Source organism: Ruminococcus sp. zg-924 (genome assembly GCF_024433635.1).
GTDB lineage: Bacteria > Bacillota > Clostridia > Oscillospirales > Acutalibacteraceae > UBA7067.
This window is the reverse complement of sequence record NZ_WNJZ01000001.1, coordinates 113,419-129,927: the sequence shown is the minus strand read 5'-3', so window position 1 is coordinate 129,927 and position 16,509 is coordinate 113,419. Positions and strand designations below refer to the sequence as shown.

General features: G+C 43.1%; 13 protein-coding genes, 2 tRNA genes, 2 pseudogenes and 1 riboswitch. Of the genes and pseudogenes, 6 read left to right on the top strand and 11 right to left on the bottom strand.

Annotated elements, in window-relative coordinates:
- Window positions 1–222: 222 nt before the first annotated feature.
- Together GMA13_RS00535 and GMA13_RS10585 are read right to left on the bottom strand one after the other, a co-directional pair.
- Window positions 223–1,533: a dockerin type I repeat-containing protein gene (locus GMA13_RS00535; protein WP_255882219.1), complete on the bottom strand. Its 1,311-nt coding sequence runs from the start codon at window positions 1,531–1,533 to the stop codon at window positions 223–225.
- A 229-nt stretch (window positions 1,534–1,762) separates the two neighbouring features.
- A pseudogene (locus GMA13_RS10585) lies at window positions 1,763–2,053 on the bottom strand (starch-binding protein); the annotation flags it as partial.
- Between the two features lie 13 nt (window positions 2,054–2,066).
- On the opposite strand from GMA13_RS10585, the gene GMA13_RS10580 reads away from it, so the two are divergent.
- Complete coding sequence (locus tag GMA13_RS10580) at window positions 2,067–2,279, top strand: glycine zipper domain-containing protein (protein ID WP_370687031.1); 213 nt, start codon at window positions 2,067–2,069, stop codon at window positions 2,277–2,279.
- Here the strand turns inward: GMA13_RS10580 and pulA are convergent.
- Window positions 2,276–5,497: pseudogene (gene pulA, locus GMA13_RS00530) on the bottom strand (type I pullulanase); the annotation flags it as partial. The gene GMA13_RS10580 and the pseudogene pulA sit on opposite strands and share 4 nt — an antisense overlap.
- Window positions 5,498–5,725: 228 nt before the next feature.
- Window positions 5,726–5,838: riboswitch (THF riboswitch) on the top strand.
- Window positions 5,839–5,947: 109 nt separating this feature from the next.
- Between pulA and GMA13_RS00525 the strand changes: the two are divergent.
- The gene (locus GMA13_RS00525; RefSeq protein ID WP_255882217.1) at window positions 5,948–6,499 is read left to right on the top strand and encodes a folate family ECF transporter S component; all 552 of its coding nucleotides are present in this window, start codon (window positions 5,948–5,950) and stop codon (window positions 6,497–6,499) included.
- A gap of 79 nt (window positions 6,500–6,578) precedes the next feature.
- Here GMA13_RS00525 and GMA13_RS00520 read toward each other — a convergent pair whose 3' ends face one another.
- Window positions 6,579–6,758: a DUF1540 domain-containing protein gene (locus tag GMA13_RS00520; protein WP_255882216.1), complete on the bottom strand. Its 180-nt coding sequence runs from the start codon at window positions 6,756–6,758 to the stop codon at window positions 6,579–6,581.
- Between the two features lie 169 nt (window positions 6,759–6,927).
- Here GMA13_RS00520 and GMA13_RS00515 point away from each other — a divergent pair, with 169 nt between their 5' ends.
- On the top strand, window positions 6,928–7,242 hold the full coding sequence (locus GMA13_RS00515; RefSeq protein ID WP_255882215.1) for a hypothetical protein: 315 nt from the start codon (window positions 6,928–6,930) through the stop codon (window positions 7,240–7,242).
- Window positions 7,243–7,292: 50 nt separating this feature from the next.
- On the opposite strand, the gene GMA13_RS00510 is transcribed toward GMA13_RS00515, so the two are convergent.
- From GMA13_RS00510 to GMA13_RS00500, 3 genes are all read right to left on the bottom strand, one after another.
- Complete coding sequence (locus GMA13_RS00510) at window positions 7,293–8,171, bottom strand: carbohydrate ABC transporter permease (protein ID WP_255882214.1); 879 nt, start codon at window positions 8,169–8,171, stop codon at window positions 7,293–7,295.
- The gene (locus tag GMA13_RS00505; protein WP_255882213.1) at window positions 8,171–9,037 is read right to left on the bottom strand and encodes a carbohydrate ABC transporter permease; all 867 of its coding nucleotides are present in this window, start codon (window positions 9,035–9,037) and stop codon (window positions 8,171–8,173) included. The genes GMA13_RS00510 and GMA13_RS00505 overlap by 1 nt, the downstream gene beginning before the upstream one ends.
- A gap of 77 nt (window positions 9,038–9,114) precedes the next feature.
- On the bottom strand, window positions 9,115–10,470 hold the full coding sequence (locus tag GMA13_RS00500; RefSeq protein WP_255882212.1) for an ABC transporter substrate-binding protein: 1,356 nt from the start codon (window positions 10,468–10,470) through the stop codon (window positions 9,115–9,117).
- Between the two features lie 414 nt (window positions 10,471–10,884).
- Here GMA13_RS00500 and GMA13_RS00495 point away from each other — a divergent pair, with 414 nt between their 5' ends.
- The 3 genes from GMA13_RS00495 (at window position 10,885) to GMA13_RS00485 (ending at window position 11,545) form a co-directional block, all read left to right on the top strand.
- Window positions 10,885–11,193, top strand: coding sequence for a hypothetical protein (locus tag GMA13_RS00495; protein WP_255882211.1), 309 nt, complete (start codon window positions 10,885–10,887; stop codon window positions 11,191–11,193).
- Between the two features lie 170 nt (window positions 11,194–11,363).
- Window positions 11,364–11,437, top strand: a tRNA-Gln gene (locus GMA13_RS00490).
- A 31-nt stretch (window positions 11,438–11,468) separates the two neighbouring features.
- A tRNA-Pro gene (locus GMA13_RS00485) sits at window positions 11,469–11,545 on the top strand.
- A gap of 662 nt (window positions 11,546–12,207) precedes the next feature.
- Here GMA13_RS00485 and folD read toward each other — a convergent pair.
- From folD to yfmF, 4 genes are read right to left on the bottom strand one after another with little or no spacing between them, the layout of a single operon-like run.
- Complete coding sequence (gene folD, locus GMA13_RS00480; protein WP_255882210.1) at window positions 12,208–13,062, bottom strand: bifunctional methylenetetrahydrofolate dehydrogenase/methenyltetrahydrofolate cyclohydrolase FolD; 855 nt, start codon at window positions 13,060–13,062, stop codon at window positions 12,208–12,210.
- Window positions 13,062–13,901: a prolipoprotein diacylglyceryl transferase gene (gene lgt, locus GMA13_RS00475; RefSeq protein ID WP_255882209.1), complete on the bottom strand. Its 840-nt coding sequence runs from the start codon at window positions 13,899–13,901 to the stop codon at window positions 13,062–13,064. The genes folD and lgt overlap by 1 nt, the downstream gene beginning before the upstream one ends.
- Complete coding sequence (gene yfmH / locus GMA13_RS00470) at window positions 13,894–15,177, bottom strand: EF-P 5-aminopentanol modification-associated protein YfmH (RefSeq protein ID WP_255882208.1); 1,284 nt, start codon at window positions 15,175–15,177, stop codon at window positions 13,894–13,896. Before yfmH ends, lgt begins: the two co-directional genes overlap by 8 nt.
- A complete protein-coding gene (gene yfmF / locus GMA13_RS00465; protein WP_255882207.1) occupies window positions 15,174–16,454 on the bottom strand; it encodes an EF-P 5-aminopentanol modification-associated protein YfmF in 1,281 nt (426 codons plus the stop codon). The genes yfmH and yfmF overlap by 4 nt, the downstream gene beginning before the upstream one ends.
- Window positions 16,455–16,509 lie beyond the last annotated feature (55 nt).

The window sequence follows — 16,509 nt, the reverse complement described above, 5'->3', positions numbered from 1 at the left end:
CCTTCTGGACTTTAAGGCTCACATCAGTGAGCAAGGAACAGATTATAAAATAATCTGCGCTATGATAGCACCTGACCTGTGAACATAACAGGATTATTTTATCAAAACAGTCAGACAAAGTCAAGAGCTTTTTCCTGCAAAATAAAAATTCCCCGTCAGCCGTTTGAGCCGACGGGAAATTCCAAATTGCAAAAGCAATTAATAGATTATATTATTAAGGTTTTAAATTGCCTGTCCAACACCGTAGATGTTGTTTGTAAGCAAGCCAAGAGAATATCTTTGGATAATAATTGCGTCACGAAGCTGAACCTTGCCGTTTTTGTCAACATCAGCGCACTTAAGAGCGTCGCCTGTGAATGTTGTGCCTGTAATAAGCTTTTTCTGAATCTGAATAGCGTCAAGAAGCTCAACTTTGCCGTCAAGCGTTACATCGCCAAGCAGATTTGCCGGGTCTGTTGGGTCTGTTGGGTCTATAACGGAGCCGCCGCCAACTCTTGCAAACGGAACCGTGATAACATCATCGTCGTCCTTCTCATGAGAGGTTGACGGATCAGCTCCGTAGCTGCCGGTTGCATTATCAAGCATTGACGGATCATGCGGAATACAGTCAATACCAGACTCACCACGAGTAGCAACCTGCATTACGCCGATGCCGTTTTTCTCAAGATATGAAGCGTCAATTCCAAGTGCTTTAAATGGAATTTTAATCTCATAGAAAGAGTCGTACTTTGTATTGTGGGTTTTGCCGTCTTCTGATACAAATGTAAGTGCGTCAACATATTCTCCTGTGCCACCGTAAATTTCCTCTTCCGGTGTTGTTGATACGCCGTTAAGCATCCAAAGCTCATTCGGCATAAAGCCTTCAGCCATAGCATACTCAATGCCGTTGTTCTTAAAGCCTAAGCAATACGGCTCATCATATGTTGTGTTGCCTTCTGCGTCAGCAGCCTTAAACAGTGACGGGTTTCCAAGACCAACCTTACCGCTCATAAGAAGCAGCATATCGGCGTGAGTTTCAAAGCTGTAACCCATTCTTTGCCCCCAAATCGAGCCGCCGCTTGTGTTCTTGCAGGAAATTGTCGGGCTGTTCGGGTCAACACTGAGTGCAAGTGCCAGTGGAACGTCAAGAACTCGTCCACCGTCGCTGAGCGGACCGTCGCCCTCTCTCCAGAATGTGTCGGTAATATTTACCATCTGCCAGCCTACATAAAGGTTGTTGTCATCCCATGCTGCATATAAAGCGTAATCATCAAGCACACAGTTTTCGTGTGCGCCCTTGTACCTGTTTGCTACGTCCCATGCTGCACCCTGTGCAACAAGCATATCATCGCTCCAGTCGCTGAAGGAACCGTCGATTGTAATTGTAGCTCTCTTGCCTGTGCCGTTTGGGTTTGTGGCGTATTTGCCAACTGTTTCCGCCGCTGCCTGTGATGAAATATCCGCAGAATTAACAGCAGCTGCCGCAGCTATTGATGACGCTGCAATAACCGCAGCCAAGCAAGCACTTACTGCCTTCTTATGAAGTTTTACCATTATTAAATCCTCCTTTGAATTTGCAAAATGCAACGATTATATTATATAGTTATTTTTTCCAAATCACAATACTTTTTCGCCTTTATCCCAAAAATTATACACTGTCACAAATCCGCCTAAAATTTTTATGCATATTACCACTTATCTTCCCACAAAACTGCCCCAAGACAGTCATATTGAAACCACCTTGGGGCTGAAAGTACAATACGAAACTTCAGTTCAAATTGCTTTATTCATATATATAGGTATCGTAAGTCATTGAATTGCCTGATGTGCCTGTCAGATAGAATCCCGTGCCATCCATAGATTTATTTAACTCAATATTTTTTGTCTGATAATCGGCACCGTTGTTAAAGATTATCATATCATACTTGCTTAAATCCACCTCGACCTTATAGATATCTTCACCGTAATCATTTGTTTTTACATATGTCATTGCCTCACCGGACCACGCACTTTGGACTTCACCTGATTTGTTGTTCCAAATATAAGCCTTTACGTTATCCCAGCGGTAGTTGTTTGAGAAATAAACAGTGATAATATCAGAAACCGGATCAGTAATCGGGTCTGTAACAGGATCGGTTATAGGGTCGGTAATCGGGTCGGTTACAGGGTCTGTAATTGGATCTGTTACAGGGTCTGTTATTGGGTCGGTAATCGGGTCTGTCACGGGGTCGGTAGTAATAGGCATTATCGGTTGTCCGATGCCCAGGTCATTTTCAAGCAACTGTAAAACATATTTTTGAAGCACAATTGCATCTCGCAGATTCACTTCACCGTTTTTATCTATGTCGCCTGTCAATTCTTGTTCGGCTGTGAACCCGTCGGATTTAGCCATAACCAACTGTATGGTTATTGCGTCACGCAAATTAACCTTTTTGTCCAGATTTACGTCACCCAAAATAAGTGTGCTAATCGGGTCGGTTACAGGGTCTGTTGTAGGAATAGTCGGATCAATTACGTCACTTCCGTAAATGTATATTACGTTCTTTGTTCCAACACTCCATTTGCCGCTTGCATTTCCTATAATAACAGGAGTTGAACTTTGTGACGCAAGCCCCTCGGTTGTATATGAATCAGAAGCTGTAACCTTTGTTCCCGTTATAACCTTGTCTTCTGCAAGCTTCTTTCCGTTTGAATCAATGTAGCTTACTACAACCTTGCTATTAAAGGAAACGGTTTGATTTTTTATCCAAACCTCACCGGTAACCTCATAGCCCGGCTGGTTTGCGCCCGGCTCCTGCAAGGTGCCGGAAGCAGCACCGTTTGTAAACATTGCTTTCGCCATTTGAACATCAATTGAGGGATATGTATACCAGCTTGAGCCTTCCGACGTCATTGCGCTTCCCGGCCATTCGCCTGAGAGATTCTTTGAAACTGCGCCGTAATCGTCATATGAATACAGGCAAACCTTTGACCAGCCGTTTGAGTTGTAATAATGAATTTTCAGCGGATCATACGCAGAAGCTTTATATACATATGTAACAGTTGTGTTCGCTCTGATAGTACCGCTTGCGTTGTTCGGCAGCTTTGAAGTGTCAAGCTCATAGCCGGACACAGTCTCAAAATCTGTTGTGTAGCTGCTGCCATCCTTAAGCTTCTTTGTCTGCTGCGTCGCAAGGCTTTTACCGCTTTGGTCAACAAACTTAGTTGTCAGCGTAAAGCCTGCAACACTGTCGGGAACATAATAATATGTAACCGTCTTATCAGAGTTTACAACTCCTGTTGTTTCGCCAACCGGAGTTCCGCTTAAATTGTAGTCGAAAAGAATATCGCTGTCAGCATTGGTGCGGTAGGTTGTGCCGGCCTTATATGTAGCCTCGTTAGTCTTGATAACCTCGCCTGTGTTTTTGTTCACATGCTTTGTGGTTACGGTGTAGTATGTAGGCTCCTGAATTTTTTTACTGTTAAAGCTTGCTGCGTCAACAAGAACCATTGCGCTTCTTGCAGGCACGCTGATTGTAGTGCCGCTAACGGTGCCAAGGCTTTCAAGTCCTGCCTTGTTGCCGTTTGCTACAACCACCCAGCTTGTCGGCAGTGTGCTCTGACCCTTAAGGGCGATGCTCTTAGCAGACGATGTGTTGTTTGTCAGCACAGCAACAGTGCCCCATTCCTTTGCGGCGTTGGCTGTTTTGTTCTGGATTGTATAACCGATTGCGCTTCCGTTTTCAACAAAATAAGATGAGTTGCCGGACGTTGCCGTGCCGTCGCTAAACGGTGAGTAGCAATCTCTAATCAGCATAAGACCTCTGTAATAGTCAACAAGGTTCTGATATTTTGTGATTCTGCTCCAATCAATTTTATTTACAGAATCCGCTGAGTTATAGCTGTTGTGGTTGCCGTATTTTGTTCTTGCAAACTCCTCGCCGGCAAGATAGAACGGTATGCCCTGTGATGTCATAATAATTGCCGCCGACAGCTTATTCTGTGCAAGCAAAGTTGCGTTTGTTCCGTCATAATCTGTCGAGCCGTTTGACTTCATTATTTTATCCCACAATGTCAGGTTATCGTGAGCCGAATTGTAGGTTACGCACTGCGACGGCTGCTTTGCCCATTTTCCAAAGGTTGTGCTCGATCCGCCCATCATACCTGCCTTAATGTCGCCGGTAACGGTTGTTGAGCCTTGAATATAGCCTTTTGTAGCGTCGTCTGTGCCGCCCTTAAGCGCATTTCTTATCTTATCACTGAACATAGCGACTCTCTCACTTACTGAACCCGCATTATCCATAATGCAGGCGCTTGATTGTGAAATTCCGTTTGAACTCCAATCAGCCATCCACGGCTCGCCGTACATTAATATTCTCTTGTCAACCGTGTCAAGATTTGCACGAATCTGATTCATGGTTGTTATGTCATGACAGCCCATAAGGTCAAATCGGAAGCCGTCAATATGATACTCTTTCGCCCAATACATTACCGAGTCTATCATATATTTTCTGAACATTGTCTTGTCAGACGCCGTTACATTTCCGCAGCCTGAGCCATTCAAGAAGGTTGAGCCGCTCATTCGGTAATAGTATCCCGGCACTGTCTTTTCAAAGCAGGAATCAGTTGAGTAGGTGTGGTTATAAACAACGTCCATAATAACGCCTATTCCTCTGTCGTGCAAAGCCTGCACCATCTGCTTGAATTCCTTTATTCTCACTGCGCCGTTGTATGGGTCGGTGGAATAAGAGCCTTCGGGAACATTGTAGTTTACAGGGTCATAGCCCCAGTTATACTGCGGCTTATCAAGCTTTGTTTCGTCAACAGAGCCGTAATCATAAACAGGGTTTAAATGAACATACTTGACGCCCTGCTTAACAAGGTAGTCAACACAGGTTGAAATATCTCCGCTGCCGTTTACCTTTGTTCCACCCTGAGTAAAGGCAAGATATTTACCCTGATAAGCGTCGCTCACGCCGGAAGTATCTGATATTGAGAAGTCACGAACCTGAACTTCCCAAATGTTTGCATCAGTCTGCTCGCTGTATAAAACGTGCTTGTCACTGCTCCAGCCGTCAGGGTCGGTAGAATCAAGGTCAATTACCATTGAACGCATACCGTTAACGCCGGCTGCATTCGAGTAAACGTCCTGTGTTTCCTTTGTTGTGCCGTTAACGGTAACAAGATATGTATAATACACACCGTTTAAGTCACCGCTTACAGTTACAGACCAAACTCCCGTAGAGCTGTCCTTTGTCATATTTTTTGTTCCTAATTCGCCTGCTCCACTCTCTGCGTCGGAGCCTGTCTTATACATTTTAAGATTAACGCTGCTTGCGCTTGGCGCCCAAACCTTAAATGTTGTAGCAGTCTTAGTGTACGTCGCTCCTAAATCTCCGCCTGAGTAAGTAGCGTAGCTGCTGCTCTGGTTTGAATAACCTGAAACAATGTCCTGGGTAGTTACCGCACCTGCAGATACAACAGCAGAGCCTGCCAGAGTTGCAGCAAGCAGTACAGATAACAGCTGCTTGAATTTCATAATTCTCGCTCTCCTTTCGCTATACGGATATTGTTGTGTGTTTTTGAAAATCCGATACATTAATTATATCACAACAAAAAAAATTTTGGTAATAATTTCTGCACAATATTTAGGTGCTGTTTTTTATCATCTTAACCAAATTTGGCGTTTTTCTTAACCAAATTTGGCGTTTTTCGTCATTGACATTCCCCTTATACTTTGATATTATATTGGTGTCGATTAATGACACACAGAGTAGAAATTTGTGCGTGGCGCCATTGGCGTGCAGTGCTGCTTGAACGGGGAGTTGTCAGGCAGACGAAAAGGGAAGCCCTGCGGTACAAATTTCGCATCCCGCTGTTAATTAAGGATACATAACTTATTTATGCGGAGATGAAACGTCTGTTTCCTCTCCGTTTTTATTCTCTTTTATGCCTCCTTTTTTACAGCTTAATATTAGGAGGAGTTTTTATGACCACACTCAGAAACATCAAAAAATCAGCGCTAGAGCTTAAAAGCATTTATGCCCTCACGCTATGCTCAGTACTGCTTGCATTAAGAGTAGTTCTCGGCTTTGTAAGTGTTGGCGGCGACACCTACCGCATAACCTTCTCTCACCTGCCGGTGTTCATCTGCTCGTATATCTTCGGGCCTATTCCGGGAGCTATCGTCGGCGGACTCGGCGACATTGTAACGCTTATCGTAAAGCCGACAGGTCCGTTCAACATCGGCATAACTCTAAGCGAAATGCTCGCAGGCTTTATCTCAGGTCTTTTCCTTTACAAGCACAAGGCGCATATTGTAAGAACAATTTTATCCTGCCTGACTGTCGCAGTTATTTGCAGCCTCGGAATTACCACTGTAAGTATTCTTATTATGTATAACATATCAAACCCGTGGATAATGTTTCTTGGCAGAGTTGCAACTAACGCAGCAACCGTACCCGTAAACATTATTCTGCTGTTCGCCTGCCAGCAGCTCATACAAAGAATACGTCTTCCGCACCTCAATGTTGTAAGATAAAACCTAATTAAGACGCCAAAACGCCTGTCCACTGTTTGAGTGAGCAGGCGTTTTTGTGCTATTTTGTGCAATATTAAATTTAGCAGCAGCTTGATTTCACTACGAATGACTCACAGTCTGTACACTTCGGCACTGTCGGGTTAGGTTCGTGTGTGCCTACCTTAATGCTGTCGAGTGAGCAATAATTTTCTGATGTGTTGTTGTGCTTACACTGTGAAACAGTACAGTGAATACTCTTGTTTGCAAAGGTATTATCCATTTTACTTCACCTCATAATAATTTGATAAAGCAAATTGTCAAGGCAATTATGTTAACGCCTTAATTGCTTTATCTGATTATATTTTTTTCCTCAGTACGCCGTTTATTCGCACAGCTATTTAAATTTTTCATATTATATAAATATAATAAAAGCGGTGGAGTTGATTATTATGCTGTCGGCGCTGTGTGACATTATCATTATTTTTCTGTCAGTTATAGGTCTTGTTGAGCTAATACGCCTGATTATCTGCCGACTTTTTAAGACAAAAGGCGACAAAAGCATAGTCATTCTCGTACCGATAAAAAGCGGAGCAAAGGACGCAGAACTGCTGCTTCGTTCCGCAGCGGCAAAGGCAATGTGGGTATATTGCGGAGCTATTGAGAGGGTAGTATGCCTTGACTGCGGTACTGATGAAGAAACAAAGAAAATATGTATGAAAATTTGCGATCAGTACGAATTTATGGAGTACAAAACAAAGCTATAAAAAATACTCCGGCTCGGTTGAGTCGGAGTAATTTTTTGTAAACTAAAATTTTATCCCTTAACAGCGCCTGAAACAATACCCTTGATAATGTGCTTTTGGCAGGAAAAGTAGAAAATAATAATCGGAATAATGCTGACAACAACAAGCGCCATAATAGCGCCGGTGTCAGACTGACCGTAGCTGCCGTTAAGATATTGAATCTGAATCGGTATTGTTCTATATTCGTTCTTGTCAAGTACGAGATACGGAAGCAGATAGTCGTTCCAAATCCACATTGTTTCAAGAATACCAACGGAAATAAAGGTCGGCTTCATTATCGGCAGAACAATGCCGAAAAATACTCTCAGCGGACCTGCGCCGTCAATGCTTGCCGACTCCTCAATCTCAAGCGGAATCGACTTGACAAATCCGGTAAACATAAATATCGCAAGTCCTGCGCCGAAGCCAAGGTAAATAATTACAATTCCCCAAGGAGTGTTAAGCGAAAGATCGTTAGCTGTTTTTGAAAGCGTAAACATAACCATTTGGAACGGAACAATCATTGAGAAAATGCAGAAATAATAAATAATCTTGCAAAGAATGCTGTTAACCCTTGTAATGTACCATGCACACATAGCCGTACAAATAAGAATTACAAAAACAGTTACAACGGTTATGAACAAGCTTATTAAAACAGCCTTGTAAAACGGATAGTTTCCGGAAACCATACCTCTTATGTAGTTTTCAAACCCTACAAAGGTTTCACTTGTCGGAAGCATAAACAGCTCTTCACTGATAGCCGTTTTAACCTTAAAGGAGTTAAACAGTACAATAAAAATCGGTGAAACATAAATTACCGACACTATTGAAAGAATAACAGTTAAAACAATTTTTCCGACTTTTCGCGGCTGCTTGAACTCAGTTGCGTCAAATTTTTTAGCGTTATCCATTACTGCTGAACCTCCCTCTTTCGTGTAAAGTAAAGCTGAATAAGGGCAATTCCGGCAACAACAATAAAGAATATTACCGCCTTTGCCTGTCCTACGCCTCTGTAATTATTGTTTGCATAGAAGGTATTGTAAATATCAAGCGCGAGCATTTGCGTTTTCTTGATGGCAACTCCCGTTGAAAAATCAATCGGGGCACCGTTTGTAAGCGCAAGGTTCTGGTCAAAGAGCTTGAACGAGTTTGTAAGCGTAAGGAAAGTACAAATTGTGATGGACGGAGCCATCATAGGAATTGTAATCTTGGTAAGAATCTTTGACTTTGTAGCGCCGTCAATCTTAGCCGCCTCATAAAGATGATTCGGTATAGACTGGAAGCCGGCAATATAAATAATCATCATATATCCCGCCTGCTGCCAGCACATAAGAATAACAAGCCCCCAGAAGCCGAAGGTTTCATTAAGGACAATTGAAGTGCCGTAGTATTTAAGAATACCGTCAAAAATCTGCTGCCATATAAATCCAAGAACAATACCGCCGATAAGGTTTGGCATAAAGAACACTGTTCTGAACACGTTACTGCCCTTGATACCCAAAGTAAGAACATAAGCAATAGCAAATGCCAATACATTTATAAGAATAACAGAAACAACAACGAACATTACTGTAAACCAAAATGCGTATTTAAATGAATCGTCCTGTAAGGCAGTTACATAGTTATTAAAGCCGACAAAGGTTGCATTGCTGGTGGTAATAAATTTACAAAACGAAAGATATATACCCTGGAAAAACGGATATATAAAACCTATTGCAAACGCCGCCAAGGTAGGCAAAACAAAAATAAGAAAGTACCATTTCTTCATTTTTGTCAAAGGAATCCCCTCCTTTGTTGATTCATCAAGAAAGGGAGCGTTACCGCTCCCCTTCGATTAAGCGTATAAATTAACGATTAGCCCTGGTGAGCCTTTGCATACTCTATTTTCCAGCCGTCTACGAAAGCAGCCTTAACAGCGTCCCACTCACTTGTGCCTGCTGCATACTGTGTAAGAGCAGCGCCAACGCCGTTTTTCCAATCCTCTGACGGAATTGATGAGAAGTTCCAAGATACTGATACTGTGCCATCAGAAACGTACTGGTCAGCGATAGTAACAAGCGGGTTTGTAGCAGCCTTAGCTGACTTAAACGGAATTACAAAGCCCATATCCTCAGCAAGAGCTGTTGTAGCCTTATCACTTGTTACGCACCAATGCATAAACTTAAGTGTAGCTGCAATGTCGTCTGCTGAAGCCTTGCTGTTTACACACCAATAGTTCTCAGAACCTGTGCAAAGTCCCTGCTTCTCTTCGCCCTTAGCGCCAATGTAAATCGGGAGCATACCAAACTCGTCGTCCTTAAGTCCTGCTTTGCCGTCGTCCTTTACATTGCCGTAAGCCCATGTGCCGTTCTGATAGAATACAGCCTTACCTGTCTTGAACTCTGTTTCTGCGTCTGCACCGGTCTTGCTGGCAAGCTCAGTCTTATCGCAGGTTGAGTTGTTTATGTAGAGATCCCAAATGTTCTTGTAGTTTTCAAGATATGTTCCCTCGATAGCGTCTGTCTGAGAAATACCCTTATCCTTGTATTCATAGTAGATAGGCATATTTGCAAGGTGAGTCTTAAATCTCCAGTCAGATGAGCCGTCCATACCTGCTGATGTGAACGCACCGTCTACGCCGAGAGCATCTTTATTCTTCTGAATTTCCTCTGCAACTGTCTTAAGAGCTGTGAAGCTATTGAGGTCTTCAATCTTCTTGATGGTTGCAAAGTCTGAACCAAAGTATTTGTCAAGTAATGTCTTGTTGTAGATAATGCCGTATGTTTCAATAACATAAGCAATACCCGGAATCTTGTCGCCGTCTTTAAGTGCAAATTCATCGGACTTAAGCTCCTTGCTGAAGTCTGAGCCTGCAAGGTCATAACAGAAATCCTTCCAGTTAGCATAGCCAACAGGGCCGTTAACCTGGAACAGTGTAGGAGCATCAGCCTTATCCATCTCTGCTGTAAGCGTCTGCTCATACTGACCTTCAGCCGCTGTAAACACCTTAACCTCTGTACCTGTTTCTTCTGTGTAAGCCTTAGCAAGTTCCTGCCACTGCTTATCCTGTTCCGGCTTAAAGTTAAGGTAATAAACCTTTCCCTTTGAAGCGTCGCCCGAAGCCGCCGGAGCGTCTGAGCTTGAATTTGTTGTTGAGCCGCATCCGACAAATGCTGTTGCAGCCATGCAAGCAGCCATACCGAATGCTAAGATTTTTGATAATCTGCGCATAATCTTAGTCCTTCTTTCTCTTTTTGTATTTACCATTTTAAATAATCTATCAACCGCAAATATGCAAAAATGCGGAAAATAGTACGGATGAACAGAAAAGGTCGATTTGTGCAATATTGACGAAAATATTATAGCAACTCGCCCTTTCTGTCAATATAATATCACACAAAAAATTAAAAAGCAATACATATATTATTTTTTATCCTTTCGCATTAAAATTTCTGATTTTTTTGTGCACTTTTTCAAAGCATATAAAACCTACAATAATCCATATTAAACATTTATACAATATTAAACATCTACAACCCCGTTATCTCCGGCACCGAACTTGAAAACACACTCAACGTAGGCTCTCGTTCTCCAAAAGCTCAAGACGGTCAGATAGCATATCTCGAACAATATTCAAGCTTTACCTTGGACTACGAAAACCAGGAAGCTGATGATTTTTGCATTGATATTGTCGGAGTAACAGATTTATCCAAAGAGGAATATAATCAACTGTTTGGCGATATAGAGGATATTTCAGAAGATGTTGAAACAGAGGTCAAAATCTTCAACAAACTGCTAAAAAACACCTTAATTGACGTAACGGTTAAATTCACTGACGGCACAACACAAACGCAAACCGTTGTTATCGGCTGTGAAGCAAAGCCATACAGCGACGCTCCAAAGTCCGGCATTGCACAATGCATCATGTTTTCATTAGCGCAGGATGAAAACTAATAATAACCAAAAACAAAACCGCAAGCTTGTCAACAAACGGCTGTACCGAAAACACTTTGTACAGCCGCTTTAGTCTGCTTGAAGAATAACGGTTAAATTAATTGAAAAAATCACAAAAAAGTCTTGACATTTCCAAAAAAACGGATATAATATATATTGCTGTTCAGTGATGCGGAATTGTGTAAGGGTAGCACGACAGACTCTGACTCTGTTTGTCTGGGTTCGAATCCTAGTTCCGCAGCCAACAAGCCCCGAACATTCGGGGCTTTATATTTCGAGGTGTAGCTCAGTTTGGTAGAGTGCTTCGTTCGGGACGAAGAAGCCGCAGGTTCAAGTCCTGTCACCTCGACCATGTAAAGAAACCTCTTTTGTCTACTAAGACAAAAGAGGTTTCTTTTTAACTAAGTGTGCCTTGCGGCACGTTAAGCACACCTTCGGTGCGTGAAGCTCGCTTCGCTAGTGAAGTGCCTGCGGGCGTGGGTGGCACACTTAACTTCACTTCGTGCATAAGCACGATACTTCACAGCGGCATTGCCGCTGCTTCACTTGGCCACAGCAAACTTCACTATTATGTTGCGCAAGCGATATATCGTTGAAAAGTGCAACAATTTATGATACAATAGCATAGTAAAGGAATGGCGGCGGCTGTTTCAGCTCCCTTGCGAAAGGGGGTGTATATTATGTCAGAAGTGATTTTATTACTTACATATGTAATTGTTCTGATTACTGTAAAGGTAGTCATTGATGATATAAAAAAGAAATAACCGCCCTGTGTTCGCACCACAGAACGGTTATTGTTAAAATAATTTAAATGTGATAGCGGAACAGCTAAAACCGTTCCTTTACACTATTATATTAGCACAGCAATGGTTTTGTGTCAACTAATTTCTAAGTGTTTTTGTGGCAATTAAATTATACCAAGAAAGCATTAACCGGGCTACCCTTTCGGGCTGCCCGGTTTCTTTTTTGCTGTGGCTTAATGCGACAGATTCATTTTTCCTTTGTTTATTTTCGTCACACTAAACCGTTTGCTATCTTTGCAGACATCAGAGTGTTTTTCATCAGCATTGCAATAGTCATGGGTCCTACTCCGCCCGGAACGGGAGTAATATACCCCGCCTTCTTCTCAACCTCAGCAAAGTCAACGTCGCCACACAGCTTGCCGTTTTCATCCCTGTCCATACCAACGTCAATTACAACTGCACCATCCTTGACCATATCCGCCTTTAAAAACTTAGGTATGCCGACCGCCGCTACGATAATGTCAGCCGCAAGGCAAATTTCCTTAAGATTTTTTGTTCGACTGTGAGTAATCGTAACAGTACCGTTGCTGTGCAGTAAAAGCATAGCCATTGGCTTTCCTACAATGTTGCTTCGGCCTATTACTACACAACTCTTGCCCTCTATTTCAATATTCTCACTCGCCAAAAGCTCCATTACTCCGGCAGGTGTGCATGGCAAAAACTTGTAGTCGCCTATCATAATTTTACCGACATTCTCGGCGTGGAATGCGTCAACGTCCTTTTTCGGATCAATAGCCGCAATAACCGCCTTGTCATCAAGGTGCTTCGGAAGCGGAAGCTGAACGAGAATTCCGTTTATCTTGTCATCATTATTAAGTTTTTTAACCAGTGTCAAAAGCTCTTCCTGCGTTGTTTCTCCGCTTAAAGCATACTCCTCAGAGTGAAAGCCGACAAGCTCACACGCCTTTTTCTTGTTGTTAACATATACTCTTGAAGCAGGGTCGTCACCGACAATTACAACAGCCAAACCCGGAACTATTCCCTTCTCCTTAAGTCTTGCCGTTTCCTCTTTAACCTGTTCTTTTACAGCGGCTGAAACCGCCTTACCGTCAATTATTCTTGCCATTACGCTTTCTTCCTTTCCAGTCTGTTTACCGGTACGGCTATGGTGTCCTTCTTGTGAACAAAATTGATTATCAGGAACACAAGTCCGACAATCACCAAAGCCGCCGACAATACCTGAGAAACCCTTAAATTGAATATCGGAGTCATAAGGCTGTCTGTTCTCAGTCCCTCAACAACCATTCTCTCTACTCCGTACCATACAAGATACATAAGAAAAATCTGTCCGTCATATTTTCTGAAATATTTGCTGAAGAAGTGCAGCAAAACAAATCCGAGCAAACACCATAAGCTTTCATACAAAAAGCACGGATGAACGGCTACGCCGCCTGTGTTTTCACTTACCATACCCCAAGGCAAATCAGTAGGTGTTCCGAACGCCTCCTGATTCATAAAGTTTCCCCAGCGACCTATTCCCTGCCCTATTAAGAATCCGAGCACAGCAACATCTAAAACAGCCGGTATGTTCAGGCGGCATATTTTCGCAACGATAAGCCCGCCTATCAAAGCGCCGATTAATCCGCCGTAAATTGCAAGTCCGCCTTCATTTATACTGAAAATCTTCATCGGGTCCTTGCTGTAAGTTTCCCATTCAAACGCTACATAATATAATCTTGCGCCTATAATTGCCGTAATAAGTCCGACAATCGTGCAGTTCAAAAGCTTGTCCGGGTCAATACCAAAACGCTTTTTGCACACCGTCATTGCGTAAATCACCGCAAGCACAAGTCCTGCGGCTATTATCACGCCATACCAGTATATCTCACGGTCACCTATCGTAAATGCGACCTTATTAATCGGCAAATTGTTTATTCCAAGGTCAGGAAACGACACATTATACATTTTCCTGTCCTCCCCTTATAACAGAAAGCGTTGTATTTTCGGGATTGAGCAGGAATTTGAGCATCTCTTCAGCCTCTTCAATTTCAAGCTGAGCCACAGCCTCTATTGTCTTGAACAGCTCTCTGCCTGTAAACGCACAGCTTATCAGCGCACCGCCGATAGAGCTTACACTGTTCAGATATGAAGCATAGTCGGCGTAAATAGCCTTTTTTGCTATCTCAAAATCGTCCTTGTCAAGTCCGTTTTCAAGTGCATTTGAAACGTGCTTTTTAATTATCTCAGCCGCCGCCTTCGGATTCTTTGATTCACCGCTGAACAAAAGTCCGTTGTAATACGGTCCCTCAAGCTGTTCGTAGCCAAAGCTTTCGTTAATAAGCCCGTTGTCCATAAGCTCTTTATACATAGGAGAATAGTTTGAGGCAAGCGTCATCAGCATTACCTCACAGGCGGCTGTCTGCTTCTCGCTTAGCTTCACACTGCCGTCAGCCTTAAAACCGAGCTGAAAAAGCGGTACCGTAACCGGCAGAACCTGCTCCACATAATCAGTCGCAACACTCAACGGCTCGTCAGGAAAAATGCGCTCCACCTGCTTGCTCTCTGTCTTCTTCACAAGCTCGTCAACAAGGCTTACAACCATATCAACATCAGCATTGCCGACAACGCACAGCGCCATATTCTCCGGAGTGTAAAAGCTGTTGTAGCACTCATATAGCTTCGCCGGTGTGATTGCAGCAATTGACTCAACGGTTCCCGCTATATCAACCTTTACAGGGTGGTTGTGGTACATTCCGCCAAGCAGGTTGAACATAACTCGCCAATCAGGCGCATCGTCATACATTCTTATTTCCTGCCCGATAATGCCCTGCTCCTTAGCAACTGTTTCATCTGTAAAATAAGGGCTTTGAACAAAGCTTAAGAGTATTCTCAGGTTCTCCTCAAGCTTAGTTGAGCAGGAAAAAAGGTAGCAGGTTTTTTCAAACGAAGTATAGGCATTTGCATTTGCTCCGGTCTTTGCATATTTTGTAAAGGCGTCGCCGTCCTCGCTTTCAAAAAGCTTATGCTCAAGATAATGTGCAATACCGTCGGGCGAGATTATCTCTTTGCCGTCTGCAACAAAGTGAGTGTTCACCGAGCCGAAGTTCGTGCCGTACACAGCATAGGTGGACTTATAACCCTCCTTTGGAAACACATAGACGGTAAGCCCCGATTCATGGTCTATCTTATAGTATTTTTCATTAAGTCTGTCATTTTTAATCTCGGTTATCTTTGCGCTCATTCTATACCCTCCTTGCCGTCAGTCAGAACATAAACAGCCGCAAGCTCTACGCATTTAGCCGCTTCAACAATCTGCTCCTTTGTAACGGCACTTATCCTCTGAGCCGCCTGAGCAGGCGACAAAATTTCCTTTTCAAAAAGCTGTGAGGAATAAAATTTATCAATGCCCGAAACACTGTCTGTCACCATTCCTGCACTGTCGCCAACCGCAAGCTTTGCAGCGCTTATCTCAAATTCAGTAATATTGCCAAGCTTAATCTGCTCAAGCTGATTTAAAATTTCCTTCTTTGCCTTTTCAATATTCTGCTTTTCAACTCCGCTGTCAACAAGAATTATACCCTTCTGGCGGTTGTAGCTTGCCGCACAGTAATAGCACAGGCTCTCTTTTTCACGCACGTTTGTAAAAAGCTTTGAGCTTGGCGTTCCGCCCAAAACAAGCGTCATAAGCTTTGCGTGGTCGGCTCTTTCGTCCCCTGCCGTAATATTACAGCTAAAGCCCAAAACAAGCTTTGACTGCATTACCTCCTGAATTTCGGTTTCCTGTTTTACCTCGCCGTCAAATATATACGGCTTTATCACACCGTTTACAGGCTTTCTTTCAATCCTTTTAAACTCGGCATTTAGCGCCTCGCCTATTCCCTCGCTGTCAAGCTCACCTACTACTACAATATTTACAATCGCAGTTTCAAGCACTCGCCTCCACGCCTTGTAAAGCTGCTCAGGCGTAACGCACTGCACCTGCTCATAAGTTCCAAAGCGGCTTATACCAAATCTGTCATTCTCACACATCAGCCTTATGCACTGCTTTATAGCATAGCCCCTCTTTTCGTTAGCCTCAGCCTCAATAAGCTCCAAAAGCTGTCTGCGTTCCTGTTCAACATCATATCCTGCAAAAGCCTCCCCCTCAAGCTTCGGCTCAAAAATCATCTTGCACAGCAATTCGGCAAGCTCCTTTGAAAGCACCTCGCCGTTAAGCGTGTATCTGTCGTCAAGTCCCGAAACCGACAGCGTAATAGCCTGGAAATCGCCCATTTTAACACATTCGGCTGTCAAGGCGGCTCCGTAAAGCCTGCTAACCTCACGGTTCAGGCTGATATAATCGGGGTAATCCTTGCAGCTTCTGCCCAAAAGCTGAGTGAGCAGTGCATTTTCAGCGGCTGTTTCCTCCTTAAGCGGAACAAACATATTTACCGAGATTCTGCCGGATTTAAAACGGTCATCTCTGACGCTGTTTAAATAGATACCGTGACTAAGCTCACGGCGTATTAATTGTTCCATATTTATTATCCTTTCAAAATTTCTTATTTAAACTCTATTATAATATAACACAAAT